The organism is Corynebacterium rouxii (assembly GCF_902702935.1).
GTDB classification, from domain to species: Bacteria; Actinomycetota; Actinomycetes; order Mycobacteriales; family Mycobacteriaceae; genus Corynebacterium; species Corynebacterium rouxii.
On record NZ_LR738855.1, the window covers coordinates 1,633,254 to 1,652,437 of the forward strand.

Here is a 19,184-nt window from a genome sequence, read left to right on the forward strand (position 1 = left end):
TTTTTATACTCCTGTAAGAGATAGCCACTCACCATAGAAAATAGATGCACCAATAAGCGCAGCCACCGCAGCGATCAGCCAGAATCGAATCACAACAGTTGTTTCGGCCCAACCACCGTTTTCAAAATGATGATGGAAAGGAGCCATCCGGAAAATACGAATCTTCTTTGTTCGGTATCCCGCGACCTGGATAACTACCGAAGCAGCTTCGAGTACAAACAAGGCGCCAACAATAATCATGAGAAGCTCTGTACGAGAGGCCACTGACAACCCGGCAACGAGGCCGCCTAGTGCGAGAGAACCAGTATCTCCCATAAAAATCTTGGCGGGAGCCGCATTCCACCACAAAAAGCCCAAACACGCGCCCAACCCAGCAGCAGCCAAAATTGCAAGGTCCAATGGATCACGCACGTCGTAACAACCAGGTTGTGCTCCTGCCGAGCACGAGTTTCGGAACTGCCAGAACGTAATAACGGTATACGTACCCATCACGATTGCAGTTGAGCCCGCAGCTAATCCGTCTAACCCATCGGTCAGATTTACCGCGTTAGACCATGCAGAAATCAGAATGTAAATGAATAGAAGAAAAATAACGATTCCCACTACCTTGGGCCCAATAGCAAGGTCAACTGTGGGCAAATCACGCAAGAAGCTTAAGTGACTAGATCCTGGAGTTAGCCCATCAGCGTTGGGGAAAAGAAGAATAAGCGCACCAAAGATAAGTGAAATCGCCAACTGTCCGATCAACTTGGCTTTCTTATTCAAGCCAAGGTTACGACCCATGTAGAGCTTGATAAAGTCATCAGCAAAACCAAGACCACCGAGCGCTAATGTCAGGCCTAAAACCAGCAGGCCTGAGGCTGTAAAACCACCAGTTCCAGTGACTTGACCCACGATCCCCGTGACTGCATAAGCAACAGTAATACCGATCAAGATTGCGATACCACCCATGGTGGGGGTGCCGCGCTTGCGCAAATGCGATTTAGGACCGTCTTCACGGATCTCCTGTCCCAACCCCTCGGCACTAAAGCGCCGAATCAAAATGGGCGTAACAAAGATCGACACCAAAAGGCCCACAGCGCCCGCAATAATGATCTGGGTCATTGTTGATTCACCTGTTATTCTTTCTTTATTTTGAAGCTAAAATCTCTGCGGTTTCCCACAAACGATATGCATTTGATGCTTTTACAAGAGCTACGTCTGCAGAACCCATATTCTGATCAAGTAGATCTGCTGCTTCTGCGGTATCGCGAGCCATAAGTGTAGTCACATTGCTACGTCGGGCTCCATTTGCCAATGCCAAAGAATCGGCAGAGTCTCCGACAACGATAAGCCCATGCACATTAAGTTCACTGAGGAGCTTGCCAATTTCAGCGTGTGCTGCAACCGATTCCTCCCCTAACTCGCTCATGGGTCCCAGTACTGCCCACGCGCGTGAGACGTCGCCCTTGAGTGACTTGTTGTGAGCAGTAGTGGAAAGCGCCGTGAGACCAGCACGCATCGATTCAGTATTGGCGTTATACGCATCATCAATGATGGTGGCACCATCGCTACGGCGCATAAGGGCCATGCGGTGCGCGGAAGCACCAAGGTGACTGCTTAATGCTTCGGCGATATCGTCAATGGTTATGCCTGCCGCATATGCTGCCGCTGCTGCTGCCAGTGCATTAGAAACTTGATGCTGGCCAGCGACTTGGAGCGTTACGACGCTCTCCGCTTCGCCGATGTGGAGAGTAAAACGTGCACGCGCATAATCATCAAGCTCAATATCGGAGGCATACACATCCGCGTCCTGCGAATTCGCGGAGAAAGTGATGACCTGGGCATCAGTTCGAGTATGCATGCCTGCAACGAGATCATCATCCGCATTAAGTACAGCCACACCGTCATGTGGAAGTGACTCCACCAATTCGCCTTTGGCTTGAGCAATAACTTCGCGCGAACCAAATTCGCCTAAATGCGCGGTGCCGACATTGAGTACAACACCGATTTTAGGAGGGGCAATCTGCGCTAGATGTGCTATGTGGCCAATGCCGCGTGCCGACATCTCCGCTACAAGATAACGGGTCTGTTCTGTACAGCGTAAAGCTGTATATGGATGCCCGATCTCGTTATTAAACGATCCAGGAGGAGCCACTGTAGGGGCCTGATTACTCAGAATTGAAGCCAACATGTCTTTGGTCGAGGTTTTACCAGCCGAACCAGTAACACCAATGACGGTTAGCCCCTTAGCAGTCAACGTATCGATTACTGATCGCGCAATAAGTCCCATACCTTGAAGAACAGCCGCAACCGAACCGTCTTCATCATGTTCAGTTGCGTAACTGTTGGCCGATTGCTGTTGACCAATCGCTGGTGGAACTACAATAGCGGGCGCTAATCCAGAATCGGTCTTCACTGGATGCGCTACCAATGCTGCTGCAGCACCACTATCTAATGCAGCTGGTACGAAATCATGACCGTCGACACGCGCCCCAGCCAACGCCACGAACAAAGAACCCTCAGATACCTTGCGCGAGTCAAATTCCACAGGTCCCGTCACTACGGTTTCTGGATTAGTGCCTTGCGTGAGTGTTCCACCCACGATACGTGCGATCTGTTCAACAGTCAGATCAATCATTTTCTCAAGTCCTTAAAAACAATGAAGTGCAATGAAAACCGGCTATTCATCCATTAATCGACGCTGAAACCTCGATCATGCAGAGCAGTTGCTACTTCCTCACGATCATCGAAGTGATGATCAACTCCGTTAATGAGCTGACCAACTTCATGGCCTTTTCCAGCAACAATGACGGCATCGCCAGGCTGAGCCCATTGCACTGCGGTACGAATTGCCTCTCTACGATCTCCAATTTCACGGATATCTGCCGATCCCGCAGCACCATGTGCACCTTCTAATACTGCCTCACGAATTTTCGCGGGATCCTCCGACCTAGGGTTATCGTCAGTCACAATGACCAAATCTGCTCGGCTCGCTGCTTCAGCGCCCATAATTGGCCGTTTGCTGGAATCTCGATCGCCGCCTGCACCTACGACAACCGCAATTCGTCCCGGCACTTGGTCGCGGACGGTATCTATAACTGCAGCTACGGCTGCTGGTTTATGGGCATAGTCCACGACGGCTAGGAACTCTTGACCTCGATCGATGCATTCCATACGTCCTGGAACTGCGACGTCCGCGATGCCACGAATAAAGGCGTCTTTATCAACGCCCACGGATTCCGCCAAAGCCAACGCAACTACGGTATTCGCGATATTGAAGCCGCCAGGCAGTGGCAAATACACATCCGTTGACTGCACACCATGATGCACGATGAACGACTGAGCCCCGACAGGGTTAACGTCGATATCGCTCACCCAATAATCAGCTTGGTTGACAGCTACCTCTTGTTCGGTACACACAGTGATGGTCCCTGCGCCAGCACGCTCGGCCATGGTTTTACCCCAACGATCGTTTACGCACACAACAGACTTTTCAGCATGTATCGGCGAAGCCGGATCGAAGAACAAAGCTTTAGCCTCGAAATACTCCTGCATCGTTGGATGAAAATCGAGGTGATCCTGTGACAGGTTAGTAAAGCCAGCTGCGCTAAAACGAGTCCCTGTCACACGCCCCAACGCCAGCGCATGACTAGATACTTCCATCACCACGTGGCTTACGCCTTCCGCCTTCATTTGGCTAAAGAGCTGCTGCAAAGTAGGAGCTTCAGGGGTTGTCAATTTAGTTGGGACTTTTCGCCCATTGATACGAGTTCCAGTAGTGCCGATCAGCCCGACGTGTAAGCCAGCTGCCATCAAACCGCGTTCAAGGATATAGCTGGTCGTGGTTTTACCACTGGTGCCGGTCACACCGATGATTGTCATGTCCTGAGATGGGTGCCCATAAATTTCCGCACTGAGTATTCCTAGAACTCTGCGAACATCGTCTACCTCTATTATGGGACGCTTCTCACCGGAATCTACAAGTATTTGGGTTCCCTCGTGGTCGCTTAATATAGCTAGTGCTGCCGCTGCTTTACCTTGGCTAGCGTAGCGAGCTCCATGGGTTTTGGTACCTGGAAGTGCAGCAAAGATTGCGTCGGCTGGCAGCTGTGATGAATCCAGTCCAATCGCCGAAATCTCTGTTGCGCCCGCTGCTGTTTCTCCCACTAGACGTCCACCGGCAAGTTCAGTAAGACGCTCGAGAGTACATGATTGCGGAGTTTGAGTAGGCAAATCGGCCCCTTTCTACACGCTCTCGCCGAGGATAGGCAGGAGCTTTAATTCCAAAGTGAACACGAGGTTGTGTGTTAAATAGCTAAGCGACGTTGCATCTTCTCTGGTTATTGAGCCTGCAACACGAGTTGTCCTTCCATTGGTGGCGAAAGTGGAACATTATCACGATCAAGGATCCACGATGCGATGTCGTGGAACAATGGCGCAGCCGATTGTCCGCCTTCGCCATGGACTCCGCGATGAGGCTTGTCGAGCATAAGTGCTACAACAAATCGCGGATTATCAGCTGGGGCAATTCCCGCAAAGGTGATCCAGTAATTCGAATTCGAATAAGCACCAGTGTTTGGATCTACTTGCTGAGCAGTACCAGTTTTACCGCTGATTTGATATCCATCAACAGCTGCGCCTGCACCAGTACCACTATTGACTCCGGTGGGGTCTTTTTGCACTACACCCCGGAACATATCAACCACAGTACGCGCGGTTTGGGCAGACACGACTCGGGTTTCTGCAGGTGGCTGTTGCTCAACTTCGTTACCTGAGGAATCCACTACTTTTTCGATAATGCGTGGTTCGATTCGCTGCCCATCATTGGCCAGAGCCTGATAGATACCTGCCATTTGCAGCAGTGTCACAGACATGCCCTGTCCAATTGGGAGGTTTGCAAAGGTACCACCAGACCACTGGGAAATGTCGGGGAGAAGGCCCTGTGACTCTACAGGAAGTTCGATACCTGTATTCTGTCCGATTCCAAAACGATGAAGAAGATCGTTAAACCGTTGATCTCCTAATCGCTGCGCGAGCATGAGAGTACCTACGTTCGAGGACTTACCAAAGATACCAGTTGTGGTATACCCAACCGTGCCATGCTCCCACGCGTCACGCACGGTTACGCCAGACATTTCGATGCTGCCTGGTACTTGCAGAACTTCATCTGGGGTTGATTTGCCATCTTCAATAACTCCGGCAGCGGTAATGATCTTGGCAACCGATCCAGGCTCAAATGGTGAAGAAATGGTGGTGTTCTCAAAAGACTTATTGTCTTTGAGCTGCTTTTCAATATCTCCATTTGGGTTGATCGTTCCGGAATTTGCCATGGTAAGCACTTTTCCGGTCTTTACATCTAGAACCACTGCAGAGGCACTTTGGGCACCGGAATTGGAGACTGCTTGTTCCAATTGCTGCTGCACATAGGTCTGCATGTCCAAATCCAACGTCAAAGTGACATTGGCCCCGTTGGTTGCAGGGACTTCATCCCGTAACGAACCTGGAATTACTTCTCCGCTTGCAGCGACATCGAGAGTTTTGCGTCCGTCGATTCCTGAAAGCACAGAATTATTCGATGACTCGAAACCAAATTGGCCTTGTCCATCTTGACTAATCTTGCCAATCACATTTTCTGCGACAGCACCATTCGGGTACTGACGGATCTGTTGGAGATCGGCAGCGATACCATGAAACTTTTGCGCGATATTTTCGGCCACATCTGGGTCAACGTTTCGCACCAAAACCTCATAGCTAGTATCAGCTTTTAGTTTTTTCAGAATGTCTTTTGACTTGATGTCGTTGGCAGAGGCTTCCGAGTCTTTGATGATCTTCGGAATTTCGTTTGAATACTCTTCTAGGTAGCTATTTACCTTGTCTTCAATCTTTTTCGTCCGCTGATTTTCATCCCAACTGGAATACTCTTTTTCGTCCTGCAGCTCGATTTTGGCAGTGTATTCAAGCTCTTTACGCAACTGCTTAGGCGACGCCGTCAGCGATCGAGCCTGCATTGTATACGCCAACAATTGGCCCGTGTTGTCATAAATCTCGCCACGACGTGCGGCATCGACAAATACTCGTGTGCGCTGTGCAGATGCTTTTTCTGAAAGATCCGGTCCCCATACGAGTTGCACCCAACCAAGGCGCGCGATAAGTACGGCTACTATCAGCACAACTATTACACGAAAAACTCTAAATCGATGATGCGATACTACTGAGTCTTGAGTACTACGCTGCCGAGCATTTACCTCGCGCTTAAGTTTCAGATCCTTATCTTTCGCACCTTGAGTCGTGGAGAACCGATGCGAATGGTCCCGACTCGACCACGAAGGTCTACCGTGGAATCGATCAGGGTTGCTCGAATTCACTCCTAGATCCGCCTCACTACATTGGTTGGCTTAACGATGAACAGTTGGTGCGTACGGTGCAACAACTGAACCGTTTGCGGATTCATTTGCTCCCGTATTGACTCCGTTCGAGGCTACCCCCGCTCCACCGTTTGCAGCGGGTGCGCCATTACCAACTGGCGGAACTGCGTTGAGATTTCCGGCAACTTCACTGGTCTTATTGGGATCACTCGAAGCACCCTTAGGCGCAATGAGATCACCATTGACGTCGACGACTGGGTGGGTTTTCTCGCCTGGTTCTCGCTGAACTACTACTTCCCCCTCATGCTGTGGAACCAAAATGCCTGCTTGATCCGGTACGACTAATCCCATTTCTTGAGCGCGTCGCGCGATGTTAGCAGTCGAGGAAGCATTTTCGACGTCTCGATTAAGCGTCTCAATCTGGTTGGACAACGTGCTATCGTTTGCGCGAAGCTGTGTCATCGCAAATGTTTGTTCCGTTGAGATTCCCGAAAGGTACAGCGAAACCGCAACACTTGAAACCAGCATCACGATGATTCCCACTACTCTTCTCACATTCGCGGGCGCTACTGCAGCTCGGGGAGCTTCATTACGACGTCCTCGATGCGAGAACACCTGACGAGAACCAGCGGTGTTTCTAAAACTACGAGACCGAAGCGGACGTTCTTCTACTCGCTGCGCATTGTAGCCTGCTCGAGAACCAGAACGATTGTAGGTCAACGTCTGAGTTCCGGTTGTCGACCCAGTACTCAGATCTCGAGAACGGTGGCTGGCCTCCCTACGCGCACGGTCGGTCATGGTCATCTCTAGGTCACCCCAAAACTACTGCGTTTGTTTGTGTCATTGCGATTTTTTGTTTTCTCTACAGAGCTTCGATTGCTCGAACTCTCACCGATGCAGCGCGAGGATTTTCCTCAATTTCCGCCTCAGTAGCTTTTTCCGCGCCGCGAGTCACAACTTTGAATTTGGGCGCATACTCCGGTAGCTCCATCGGAAGTCCCGGCGGCGTTTTCGAAGTAGAAATGTCTACGAAGTAACGCTTGACAATTTTGTCTTCCAACGACTGGTAAGACATGAACACTGCGCGTCCACCTGCAGCCAAACGCTGCGTAATCTCAGGAAGTACATTCTCTAGAGATTCCAATTCTCGGTTGACCTCAATTCGAAGCGCCTGGAACGTTCGCTTGGCTGGATGCCCACCAGTACGACGCGTAGCGGCAGGAATCATCGCATAAAGCAACTCAACTAACCGCGCGGAAGTTTCAAAAGGTTCTTTTTCACGCTCTCGGACTATTGCACTTGCAATTTTTCCTGCGAAACGCTCATCACCATAGGTTTTAAGGATTCGTGCCAGCTCACCATGACTATAGGTATTCAACACATCAGCTGCAGTGATCCCGATCGTGTTGTCCATGCGCATGTCTAGCGGCGCATCAACACGGTAGGCAAACCCTCGCTCTGCTTGATCCAGCTGCATTGATGAAACACCAAGGTCAAAAAGCGCACCGCTGATACCTTCTTCCAATGCAGTAGATGCAATGGGGTTTCCAGACTGAGCCAGCTCCTCTAATTTCGAAGCAAATCGATCGAAACGAGTGTGAATTCCGAGGAATCGATCGCCAAATTCTTTTAGTCGTTCACGAGCTGAAGCCAAAGAATTAGTATCACGATCGAGACCTATAACTCGAGCTTCTGGGAAGCTTTCAAGAAAATATTTGCTATGCCCACCAGCGCCGAGAGTGGCATCGATAATGACAGCATCTGACCCCATCGCTGTAACCTTAGGCGCAATCAGCTCAGCCATTCTGGCTCGAAGAACTGGGACGTGACCATGGTTTTCCTCAACATCGAACGAAAACTCTTGCGGCTCACCGTGAGTCATTTATCCCCTTTCTCGAGCTTAATCACATGCCCTGAGACACATGTTGTTGGGTCTTTAGGTAGTAAAGGCGGGGTCTACACAGAGCCCTGACTGACACGCTCCATGCTCTGATATCGGGGAAGTACACCAGAGCACGGCGTCCAGTCAGAGTTCATGCGTATACTCCGCATACTCACACTGACTTAAAGGAAATCACCGAGGAACTCACCTTCCGCAGAAGAGAAAGCAGCCTCTGTTTCCTCTTGGTATGCAGCCCAAGCAGCTGCATCCCAAATTTCTAGAAAGTCCACAGAGCCAATTACCACACACTCCTTAGACAAGCCTGCGTATGTACGATGTGCTGCAGAAAGAGTGATTCTTCCTTGCCCATCAGGACGCTGCTCGTCTGCACTCGCCGCGAGATTACGAATAAAAGCTCGTGCCTCAGGATTAGTCCTTGACACAGCAGCAGCTTTCCGTGCCCGCGCAGCAAACTCTTCGCGAGGGTATACGGCTAACGAATGGTCTTGGCCCTTCGTAACCATTAACCCTCCAGCTAATTCCTCACGAAACTTCGCTGGAAGAGTAAGACGACCTTTGTCATCAAGCTTGGGGGTGTAGGTACCCAAAAACATGGGATACGGCCACCTCCCTTTGCAGCTCCATGCCATCCGCGTCGCATTTGTCAGCAGTGGTATTTAATTCTGTTTTCCATCTACGGTCCACACCACAAAGTTCGTTAAAACTTCACGCTATGAACCTCTTCGGCCGAGTACCTTTTGACAAAAAGAAAACCCGACCTCGCATCACGGCATGAACGAAAACACACCACGCCGCTTCACTGCAGCCCACTCTACCCCACTTTCCCCCACCTTCTACACCACATTTTGCAATTTCCCACCAATCCCCCAAGCTAAAACTTCTACTACCTGCAGTTTTTACGATGGGGACCCCTCCCTAAACTTTCAAAAAAATATTAAATCATCCCCAAATACACCCCTTCACACCCCAAGAAACACGCAAAACATCAATAACTTAGCCCTCAACAAACACATAGGTAGTCTCTTAAAAAGTGGATGTGGGGAAAAGTGGGGAGCTTTTGGGAATCTCTCTCCATAAAAAAACTCGGGTGGCATCACTTTTAAGTGATGCCACCCGAGCGTTGCACGTTCCCCGATAAATTTATCCTTCGAAACGCTTACGGAAGTTCTCTTCCATCCGATCAGCGATTCCGCCTTTGGTTTTCTGCGACATGTTCTTAGATCCCCGCGGAGCTGAAACAAATGATTCCCCTCCGCCTTTGGAGCCGCGAACAAACCAGATGCCTCCCGCGAGCATCACGATAAATCCCGCAATTGCCAATGCTATAAACCACAGGGTGTGTTGGCTAAGCGCAACCCCACCAACCAGCATAACGAGACCCAACACCATAATGGCCACAGAGCGCAAAACGCCGATGCCTAGACCACCATTAACTCCCACCCCACTAACAGAGGCACCAAATTTGGGATCCTCAGCCAAAAGAGATCGTTCAATCTCCCTGAGCGCACGCAGCTCATGATCAGAAAGCGCCACCGTGACCTCCAAGTCTTGGTTACAAGTAAAAATAAACCTCTTTACTAGCTACTAACGCTCACTCTAGTAGGTAAGTTCCCCGCTAGGTAAGAAACCAAGAATCGAAACACCCCTAGATGGTCAAGCAGCCTCTTGCTCAGAATATTCACTTGCCAAAAGATAACCAATGAACTCATCTACAAGGAGCTGCAAGCGATGCACTACCTCGATAGATACTCCGGGATCCATGCCATTAACCACACGAGAACGAGTACGCGAAAACTTTTGAAACCGATCAGCCCATTGAATACCTTCTGGACCGATCATCCGGAGCTGATCCCACACATTAGATGGCTTACGCTTCCGGGAAGCGATTCGACTACACGCAACCATCGCCCCCGCGGCACGCAGTCCCGCCCTGTATACATATTCCAACGCAGAAGCGTTATCCCCTTGTGCTTCCCACTTCCGCGATTCATTGAGCATCAATTCAGCCTTTGCTAAAAAGCCATGCCCTTTACCACTTTTACCGGCAAACCGTGTTGTTGCAGAAATAATGACCGACATGACCGTATCCCCTTTCATCTTGAAGCTGTGTGTCGACCATAGAAAATAGTTCCAACATCTAAAGCTCATCCTAGCACCATTATGGAACGTTTGTTCGACATTGGTGATAAAAATATCCATCTATATCAATTCTTGCGGAACTGAAAAGATACATAATCAACTTTCCCTACAGTCCACTAAAGGGTGTGGTTTGATAGTGTACGTGGCCATCACTATCGTTCGAGTTCCTGGACCAGCCTTCAGTTACCATTGCCCTGATTTCGTGCGACTCTACATCGAGGCAATGGGTTACTCACCGACGATTGCCCCAGCACGAATTCATGTATGGCGCAATGCCATTACAGAGCAAGGCTTTGTTGCCGTGTGTGCCATTGATGATTCTGCTAATAATCCCGCCGCATTTGGTGACGGAATCGTAGGAATCGGTTACGGCTTCACAGGCCGATCCGAACACTGGTGGGATCGACAAATCCATCGTGGTTTGGCAGAACAAAAATGCCCCCCCTGTAGTTAGACCATATTTCGAGCTTGCAGAACTACATGTATCTCCCCGCGCACAAGGACAAGGAATCGGCCGAAACTTACTCCATGCGCTCATCAACCACTGTGGCCATGAACTTATACTGCTATCCACCCCTGAAGTTCCTGACGAAAAAAATGCTGCATTTCACCTCTACCGCTCTTGCGGTTTTGATGATCTCCTTCGGAATTTTATGTTTGAAGGAGATCGTCGCCCCTTCGCCGTTCTACAGCGGAAAGCCCATCGCAATTAGCGAATAGCGTCATGGCCTTGCTGTGTTCCCCACGCGGGCGCCATACCAAGATTATGGAGTACTTCTTGGGTTGCTCGAACATAATTCATGGTCATGAAATGAATATCTGGAACCCCTTCAGAGATAAGGCGCTGCGCCATCTCAGTTGTGACTTCAATGCCTACTTTGCGGATATCGTCGCGATGAGCTTCCTCATCACCGCGCGCTGCGTCGAGAAGCCGTTTTTCTAACGCTTCAGGTAAAGTAGCACCTGCTAATTCCATCTGCCTACGAACCGACCTCAAGCTGGTAATCGGCATAAGTCCTGGGATGATCGGCTTTGATCCATGTTCGGGATCAGCCTTAACCAGACGATCGCGTAAGCGCAAGTAATGATCGACATCAAAGAACATCTGGGTAATCGAAAATTCCGCGCCAGCTCGCAGCTTTTCCAATGTAAATTGCGTATCCACCTCAATGCTAGGCGCTCGATAATGCCCTTCTGGGAAACTAGCAATTCCTACCTGAAAGTGTGAGGTCTGCTCAGTCTTGCGCACTAGGTCGATCAAATCTTTGGCATAGTCTAGGCCGCCTGCAGTAGGAACCCACGGAGCCATCGGGTCAGTGCCAGGGGGATCGCCGCGCAAGGCAAGCAAGTTAGACAACCCGTGAGACGCATAAGTGCACAGAATTTCTTCTAATTCTTCTTGGGTGTGTTCCACAAGCGTGAGATGAACGAGCGTGGTCAATGGATGACGAGAAAGCTTGTGCGCGACACGCATTGTGCGCTCGCGGCTAGATCCGCCTGCACCATAAGTAACGGAGACGAAAGAGGCGCCTAAGTCGTGAAATGCTTCGGCGGCTTTCCAGAGTCGCTCTTCTGCTGCCTCATCTCGTGGCGGCATAAACTCTACAGAAAACGGAACCTGGCCCGGTGTTGGCATGGAAATGACATCGGTGATTGTGCGCTGATACGCAGCAGGTAGCGGTTGTGCAGACATACGGGCGTATTTTATGGGAAAAATTGAAAAATATTGCCACCTGGAGGAATTTTATTCATTTTTACTGTAGGTTGCCGTACTCGCTCAGAAAGGACAAGTTACTGAAGCCGTTCTTATACGCCCTCAGTGAACAGGGTCGATACCACCACGACCCCTAGTTTTCTTAGCTCTTGGCTTAGCTGCGTCCCCACCCTCTAATATGGGTTTAAAGTCTGCACAGAATTTACAGTTTTTAAGGAATGTGAACCAGTTGTCTACGCACCCCGCCGGTATCTCTGCATGTCATCACTCACTACCTTCGTTTTCGGAGGTCCCAGCAGCAGTAGAAGAAGTACTCGCGGAGTTTTTCGAAGGCCGTAAACGCAAGGTAGCCAAGATTGGTGTTCCAGTGAGCAATGCCGTCGAGCTGCTGGTTGAATACGTCCTTGGCGGTGGAAAACGGATTCGACCTACGTATGCGTGGGCGGGTTTTGTTGCTAGTGGCGGATTAACCAATAAAACGGAAAATCCCGGCGCGGTACTCACAGCAATTAGCTCGCTGGAACTGATCCAAGCATGTGCGCTTATCCACGACGACATTATCGACGCTTCCGACACGAGACGCGGTAACCCGACGGTGCACCGTGTTGCAGAACGCACTCACGCAGAATCGAATCGACTAGGTGATTCGGCACGCTTTGGTGAATCGATCGCTATTTTGGTCGGCGATCTTGCCATGGTTTGGGCGGATGATATGTTCCATAACTCTGGGCTTAGTGATGCTGCGATTCGTCGTGCTTCGAATGCATGGCGTGGCATGCGTACTGAAGTTATTGGCGGACAGCTTCTTGATATTTACATTGAATCCACTGGTAGCGAGAGCATCGAACTAGCGGAAACCGTTAATCGTTTTAAAACTGCCGCGTATACGATTGAGCGTCCTCTTCACATTGGTGCGGCGTTGGCAGGCGCTGATGATCAAACAGTTCACTGCCTACGAAATTATGGCCGCGATATCGGTTTGGCGTTCCAGCTTCGCGACGATCTTCTAGGTGTATTTGGTGACCCAAGTGTTACGGGTAAGCCAGCTGGCGATGACTTGCGCGAAGGAAAGCGCACGGTATTGGTGGCCAAAGCATTAGAGATCTTGGAGTCTGCGGGCTCGATCCACGAGGCGGCAACGATTCGTCGTGACTTAGGCGCAGTGTCAGGAGCCGAAGATATTGCACAATTGGCTTCAATTATTCGCTCCTCTGGTGCCGCCGATGCGGTCGAAGAGCGCATCGCAGCCTTGCGAGCTTCTGGGCTTGCGCACATCAGCAATGATGTTATTGATGTAGAAGCCCAAGAGTTTCTAAAACACCTAGCCATCAAGGCTACGTCGAGAAGCTTCTAATTCCCCGGAGATCACACACCTATGGATTTTTTGCAGAAACTTCTGCGTACGAGCTCAACATTGTCGCCAGTGGGCGTAGGAATCTGCGCGTCAATACTGATAGCTTTGGGTTCTTTTGGCGGCGGCGCCATTCGAAATCGCGGCGGGTTGCTCGAGTCTTTGCACGTCGAGTTTCTGGCTTATGGCCACGGTGCTGGTTTTTCTAATATCACGTTATGGATCGGAACAGCTTTGTTCATCATTGCGTGGTATCTCTTGGGCTGCCGCGTCATGCAATCAGCGGTTTCCCTTCAGTATGTTACGCGCTGTATTTGGTTGTGGATTGCACCTTTGTTGTTTGCTGCGCCAATTATGTCTCGTGATGTTTACTCCTACTTGATTCAGGGAACTTTATTGCGTGATGGTTTTGATGCCTATACGCAAGGAGCTGCGGTCAATCCCAGCCCTATCTTGTACGAGGTATCTCATGATTGGCGCAACACGACTACCCCTTACGGCCCGTTGCACCTGTGGCTGGGTGAATGGATCACCACGGTCACCGGCAACCATATTTCGATTGGCGTGTTGTTATTTAAGCTCGTTTCGCTTGTGGGTTTTGGGGCGATCGTATGGTCGGTTCCAAAGATTGCTGCGGCAATTGGCGGAAATCCGACGTTCGCACTGTGGCTTGGCGTGGCCAATCCTGTGATGGTGTTTCATTTGATTGGTGGCATGCACAACGAGGCACTCATGGTGGGACTGGTCAGCGTCGGCTTTGTTTTTGCGTTACGACGTTCTCCTGCGTGGATCTTCGCTGGTATCGCCGTCATCGCTGTAGGCATGGCGCTGAAAGCAACTGCTGCTTTTGCTCTTCCTTTTGTCGTTTGGATCGCTGTGGCACAGGCCAGACCTACGCTGCGTTCCCGCATCGTACGTTTTATGATTTTTGCTGTTGTGGGAGCGGTAGAAACAATCGCTATCGTTGCGCTCATTACATGGGCATCGGGGGCATCATGGGGATGGATCGCAGCCCTTAGTGGTAACACTAAGGTGATTAACCCTCTAGCATTCCCTTCCTTGGTAGCTACGCTGATCTCAGGTGTGGGTTCTTTGTGGCTCGACCCGTTCCCGTTCAATGCCGTCGTCGCAGTGATCCGCAAGATCTCCATGGTCTTCATGGGACTAGGCGTTATCGGCTGCTGGTGGTATTTCCGTAAGTCGGAACGCGCGGCTATCCAAGGCTCGGCTGCTGGATATATGGTGGCGTTTTTCTTTAATGCGGTGACACTGCCGTGGTACTACGCGAGTGTGGTATCGCTCATCGGAACGTTTACACCGCCCGTGTGGTTGCAGAAGCTAACAGTGATGGCATCGATCATCGTTGCTTTTGCTTTTACGGGCAGTGGAAATCATCAGCTCTACAATCCTGCATGGATGCTTGCTACAACTGTGGCAGCGTGGTGGATGACGCGTTCTATTTTTAATGCAAGCACAGCGTTATCCCATCCCGCGGCCGGATCAGTGCAGTAATTAGAAGCCCATTGCTTGCGCGCGTCGCATGACCTCGCGAGCTAGGTGCCCGTGGATGGCGTCGATAGGCCGACCTGGAAGGCTATCGTCTTCGGTAAAAAGGAACTCGAAGATTTCTTGGTCGGTATATCCGCCATCGGAAAGCAAGGCGATAACGCCGAGGACGAATTTGTTCGTTGTGCCCTTTTCGGAAAGGAATGCTTCCGGAATTTTTTTAATGCCGTTATCCACGACACAGATCAGCTTGTGTTCACCAATCTGGTCGAAAACTCGAGTGACTGGCTGGCCAATGCGCTCAGCGTAATCCGGAACGGTAAGAAGGTTTTCTCCGGCGGGGAGGACAGAACTTGGAACAATATTGTTACTCACCCTGCCTAATTTATCGTGAATCTGGCCAATAGTGTTGTTTTCCCTCGCAACGCGGCCCCCTGAGTTAGCGAATCACCGCCTCAGTCAGCCATACTATGTGCTATGGCAGATCTGAAAATCGGCGACGTGCTCGAAAACCGTTATCGCATTGAGGCTCCTATTGCTAGGGGCGGAATGTCAACGGTCTACCGGTGTGTAGATACCCGCTTAGATCGACTTGTCGCAGCCAAGGTAATGGATCAGCGTTACCTTGATGACCCGATTTTCAGAGATCGCTTCCGTAGAGAAGCTCGATCCATGGCCCAATTGGGTCACCCATGTTTAGTGGGAGTCTATGACTTTTCCTCCGATGGCGACAATATCTTCCTCATCATGGAGCTCATCACCGGTGGTACTCTCCGCGAGCTTTTGGCAGAACGCGGGCCTATGCCTCCTCATGCAGCGGTTGCCGTCATGCGTTCGGTACTCACAGGCCTGTCCGTAGCTCACTCAGCGGGCATGGTTCATCGCGATATCAAACCCGATAATGTGTTAATCAACGCCGATCATCAGGTGAAGTTGGCGGACTTTGGTTTGGTCCGGGCGGCGTCGGCAAGCCAAGCTACCTCGAATCAAATCGTCGGCACGGTGTCCTACCTTTCCCCCGAACAAGTTTCTGGCGATGACATCGGCCCCGAAAGCGATGTGTACTCCGCTGGCATCGTAATGTTCGAGTTGCTCACCGGCACCACTCCGTTTAGTGGCGATAATCAAATCGCGCATGCCTATGCGCGTCTCGATAGTGAAGTGCCAGCACCTTCGTCCATGATCGCAGGAATTCCACCGCTTATCGACGCTCTCGTTGCTTCTGCTACAGCGCTACGCCCCGAAGAACGATTCGCGGATGCAGCAGAATTCCTCAACGCTCTTGACGACGTAGCGCAAGAACTGCGTCTCCCAGAATTCAGAGTGCCAGTACCAGCCAATGCTGCGGCTTATCGGTCCAATGAACACCTCACTGGCCATTTCACGACCTCCGACTTCATGACCACGGACTTGCCGCGAGAAACTGAAGGTCTGTTCCCTATCGAAGACCCCAGCACGCATACTCGCGCCTTCCAACCAATTACTCCACAGCCGGCTGCCCCCATCGGGCCAGTAGCACAACGAAAACCAGACTATTCCCCTGAACCAGTAGCTCCACAGCATATCCCTGCCTCAACACATCAGCCCGTCACCAATCGCTCCAAAATCAGTTTTGTTTTGTGGCTTATTGCCGTCATTACATTGGCCACCGCGGTGGCACTTGGAGCATGGTGGTTTGGTTCTGGACGCTACGGTGAAGTGCCTCAGGTCCTTGGCCTCGACCAAGTACAAGCCGTAGCCGTTACCGAGGAATCCGGCTTTGGAGCCATCACCGAACCTGTATACAGCGACGACGTTCCTAAAAATGTCATCGCTGGCACGAAACCAGACCAAGGTCAACGTGCTGTGAAAGGTGACGACATCACGTTGCTGGTATCTCAGGGACGCCCAACTGTTCCTGATGTTCCCCAAAGTCGTTCGGCCTCCGAGTACCGTCGCCTGCTCGAAGAACGCACACTTGAGTACCGCGAAAGCGCTCCCGAATTTTCTGATTCTGTGCCCGAAGGAAAAATTGCCCGTGTTGTGCCAGGTTCGGGCAACGAAGTCTCAGTCGGCAGTGCCGTGTCAGTTGCACTTTCCCAAGGTCCGGCACCTGTGAACATCCCCAATGTTGCTGAACGTCCTGTTGATCAAGCGCGAAGCGAGCTGGAAAAACTAGGATTTGACGTCACCATTGCCGAAGAATTTAGTGACATCATCCCCGGCGGCGACGCCATTGGTACCGACCCCGCAGCAGGCACTACCCTACCCCGCGGCAGCTCAGTAACTCTTAAAGTTTCTACCTCTGTAGAAATCCCTGATGTTCGCGGAAAATCGCGTCATGATGCCATCAGTGCGCTTGCCGAGGCAGGTATTACAGTGGGGTCCGTTTCTCGTTCCGACAATGAAGTAGGAAATTCCGCAGACGAGATCACATCGATTACACCAAGTTCTGGTAGCCTCATCGATCCTGCACATACCAAAGTCTCATTGGTTCTTGCAGGCAAGGTCGAAGTGCCTTCTGTTGTAGGTAAACGCTACGCTGAAGCTAAACGCGAACTAGAGGCAGCGGGCTTTAGCGTGACCACAAGCGGGACGAGCAAATCTTCTGCGCGAGTATATTGGCAAACTCCCGCCGGTGGACGCGCTGAACCAGGGGCTACCATCAAACTCAAAACCTTGAGCTCTTAGAAGGCTTCAATAAAACACTAATGGGCCCGAAGCAACGTTGTGCTTCGGGCCCATTAATTTTATACGCGTTAGTTACGCAACATCTCGGCAACCAAGAACGACAGCTCCAAGGACTGCTGAGTGTTCAGGCGTGGATCGCATGCGGATTCGTAACGACCTGGCAGATCAACGTCAGTAATATCTTCGGCACCGCCAAGACACTCGGTGACATTTTCACCGGTGAACTCAATGTGAATACCACCTGGATGAGTACCCAAGGCGCGGTGTACTTCGAAGAAGCCTTGTACCTCATCAATGACCTTGTCGAAGTGACGAGTCTTGTAGCCATTTGAAGAAGTGAAGGTATTGCCGTGCATAGGATCAGACTGCCAAATCACTTTGTGTCCGGATTCCTCCACCGCTTTGACAATGCCCGGTAGCACGTCACGAACTTTGTCGTAACCCATGCGAGCCACAATCGTCAAACGACCTGGTACGAAATTCGGATCCAATTTGTTAGCGTAAGCGACAACTTCTTCAGGAGTAGCTGTAGGACCAATTTTGATACCGATGGGATTAGCGATCATGGCCGCGAAATTCACATGGAAATCATCGAGTCCACGAGTACGCTCACCGATCCACAGCTGGTGTGCCGACAAATCGTACAGTTCTACGTTTCCTGCTTCGTCTTCAGCCAGCCGTAGCATCGCACGCTCATAATCAACCACAAGTGCCTCGTGAGAGCAGAAAATATCCGCCGAATGCAAGGTATGGTCATTAACACCGCATGCACTCATGAAGCGCAGTCCACGCTCAATTTCTTGGGCCAATGCCTCGTAGCGCGCTCCGGCTGGGGAGCTTGCTACGAATTCTCGATTCCACCCCGTGAGACGATGCAGATCCGCAGTACCTGAGCTTGTCAATGCACGAACTAAGTTGGAGGCCGCAGAAGAGTTTGCGTAAGCGCGAATCATGCGAGCAGGATCGTGGCGACGTGCTTCTTCCGTCGCTTCCACGCCATTCACAATATCGCCACGGTAATTAGGCAAACCGTTGGCATCTAGGTCAGATGATCGTGGCTTTGCATACTGGCCGGCAATACGAGCCATTTTAACGACTGGGGTGGAAGCACCATAAGTTAGGACTACTGCCATCTGCAGAAGTGTCTTAATATTAGCGCGAATATGTGGTTCAGTATTGGACTCAAAAGTCTCAGCACAATCGCCACCCTGAAGCAAAAACGCCTTACCGTTTGCTACATCAGCTAGGTGTTGCTTGAGCTCACGTACCTCTGGAGCAACGACGATTGGCGGTACAGATTCAAGAATCTTACGCACGGTCTCGGCAGTTGCTCTATCCCAGCTGGGCTGCTGCTTCGCATCGCGAGCAATCACGTCTTCAAACTGCTGCTGAAGTCCATCCGGCAATGGTGGAAGATCAGGCAGGGCTTCTTTAGGGATATCTACTGTCCAACTCACATCTTTATGTTTAGCACGGAACAGGAAGAAGTAGCGTCTTGGCTATAAGTAGATTCACCACTAGGCCAAATTTTCCCATGTGACGAGAAAAGAATTC

15 protein-coding genes and 1 pseudogene are annotated in these 19,184 nt (G+C 50.8%); 4 read left to right on the forward strand and 12 right to left on the reverse strand.

From position 1 onward, the window contains the following. Positions 1-3: 3 nt before the first annotated feature. From mraY to CIP100161_RS08110, 9 genes are all read right to left on the reverse strand, one after another. Complete coding sequence (mraY, locus tag CIP100161_RS08070) at positions 4-1,104, reverse strand: phospho-N-acetylmuramoyl-pentapeptide-transferase (RefSeq protein ID WP_155873448.1); 1,101 nt, start codon at positions 1,102-1,104, stop codon at positions 4-6. A 25-nt stretch (positions 1,105-1,129) separates the two neighbouring features. Then, positions 1,130-2,620: a UDP-N-acetylmuramoyl-tripeptide--D-alanyl-D-alanine ligase gene (locus tag CIP100161_RS08075; RefSeq protein WP_155873450.1), complete on the reverse strand. Its 1,491-nt coding sequence runs from the start codon at positions 2,618-2,620 to the stop codon at positions 1,130-1,132. Positions 2,621-2,673: 53 nt separating this feature from the next. Beyond that, positions 2,674-4,215, reverse strand: a complete 1,542-nt coding sequence (locus tag CIP100161_RS08080; protein WP_155873452.1) for a UDP-N-acetylmuramoyl-L-alanyl-D-glutamate--2,6-diaminopimelate ligase — start codon at positions 4,213-4,215, stop codon at positions 2,674-2,676. Between the two features lie 107 nt (positions 4,216-4,322). Further along, on the reverse strand, positions 4,323-6,347 hold the full coding sequence (locus CIP100161_RS08085) for a peptidoglycan D,D-transpeptidase FtsI family protein (RefSeq protein WP_155873454.1): 2,025 nt from the start codon (positions 6,345-6,347) through the stop codon (positions 4,323-4,325). A gap of 30 nt (positions 6,348-6,377) precedes the next feature. Further along, a complete protein-coding gene (locus CIP100161_RS08090) occupies positions 6,378-7,151 on the reverse strand; it encodes a hypothetical protein (RefSeq protein WP_155873455.1) in 774 nt (257 codons plus the stop codon). Between the two features lie 58 nt (positions 7,152-7,209). Then, entirely contained in the window at positions 7,210-8,229 is a 1,020-nt protein-coding gene (gene rsmH / locus CIP100161_RS08095; RefSeq protein WP_155873457.1) for a 16S rRNA (cytosine(1402)-N(4))-methyltransferase RsmH, read from the reverse strand. Positions 8,230-8,411: 182 nt separating this feature from the next. Then, positions 8,412-8,843, reverse strand: a complete 432-nt coding sequence (gene mraZ, locus CIP100161_RS08100) for a division/cell wall cluster transcriptional repressor MraZ (protein ID WP_003852170.1) — start codon at positions 8,841-8,843, stop codon at positions 8,412-8,414. A 547-nt stretch (positions 8,844-9,390) separates the two neighbouring features. Further along, positions 9,391-9,783, reverse strand: a complete 393-nt coding sequence (locus CIP100161_RS08105; RefSeq protein ID WP_155873459.1) for a DUF3040 domain-containing protein — start codon at positions 9,781-9,783, stop codon at positions 9,391-9,393. 120 nt (positions 9,784-9,903) lie between these two features. Continuing rightward, entirely contained in the window at positions 9,904-10,449 is a 546-nt protein-coding gene (locus CIP100161_RS08110; protein ID WP_232053132.1) for an SAV_6107 family HEPN domain-containing protein, read from the reverse strand. 73 nt (positions 10,450-10,522) lie between these two features. Between CIP100161_RS08110 and CIP100161_RS08115 the strand changes: the two are divergent. Beyond that, a pseudogene (locus tag CIP100161_RS08115) lies at positions 10,523-11,102 on the forward strand (GNAT family N-acetyltransferase). Here CIP100161_RS08115 and metF read toward each other — a convergent pair. Continuing rightward, positions 11,099-12,082 carry a methylenetetrahydrofolate reductase [NAD(P)H] gene (gene metF, locus CIP100161_RS08120; protein ID WP_155873461.1) on the reverse strand — a complete coding sequence of 328 codons (984 nt, stop codon included), beginning with the start codon at positions 12,080-12,082 and terminating at the stop codon, positions 11,099-11,101. The pseudogene CIP100161_RS08115 and the gene metF sit on opposite strands and share 4 nt — an antisense overlap. A 199-nt stretch (positions 12,083-12,281) precedes the next feature. Between metF and CIP100161_RS08125 the strand changes: the two genes are divergently transcribed. After that, a complete protein-coding gene (locus CIP100161_RS08125; RefSeq protein WP_155873463.1) occupies positions 12,282-13,457 on the forward strand; it encodes a polyprenyl synthetase family protein in 1,176 nt (391 codons plus the stop codon). Positions 13,458-13,478: 21 nt separating this feature from the next. Beyond that, the gene (locus tag CIP100161_RS08130; protein ID WP_155873465.1) at positions 13,479-14,966 is read left to right on the forward strand and encodes an alpha-(1->6)-mannopyranosyltransferase A; all 1,488 of its coding nucleotides are present in this window, start codon (positions 13,479-13,481) and stop codon (positions 14,964-14,966) included. Here CIP100161_RS08130 and CIP100161_RS08135 read toward each other — a convergent pair whose 3' ends face one another. Then, a complete protein-coding gene (locus CIP100161_RS08135) occupies positions 14,967-15,335 on the reverse strand; it encodes an Rv2175c family DNA-binding protein (RefSeq protein WP_155873467.1) in 369 nt (122 codons plus the stop codon). A gap of 102 nt (positions 15,336-15,437) precedes the next feature. Here CIP100161_RS08135 and pknB point away from each other — a divergent pair, with 102 nt between their 5' ends. Further along, positions 15,438-17,630 carry a Stk1 family PASTA domain-containing Ser/Thr kinase gene (gene pknB, locus CIP100161_RS08140; protein ID WP_155873469.1) on the forward strand — a complete coding sequence of 731 codons (2,193 nt, stop codon included), beginning with the start codon at positions 15,438-15,440 and terminating at the stop codon, positions 17,628-17,630. A gap of 68 nt (positions 17,631-17,698) precedes the next feature. Here pknB and CIP100161_RS08145 read toward each other — a convergent pair whose 3' ends face one another. Next, positions 17,699-19,087 carry a class II 3-deoxy-7-phosphoheptulonate synthase gene (locus tag CIP100161_RS08145; protein WP_155873471.1) on the reverse strand — a complete coding sequence of 463 codons (1,389 nt, stop codon included), beginning with the start codon at positions 19,085-19,087 and terminating at the stop codon, positions 17,699-17,701. Positions 19,088-19,184: the final 97 nt, after the last annotated feature.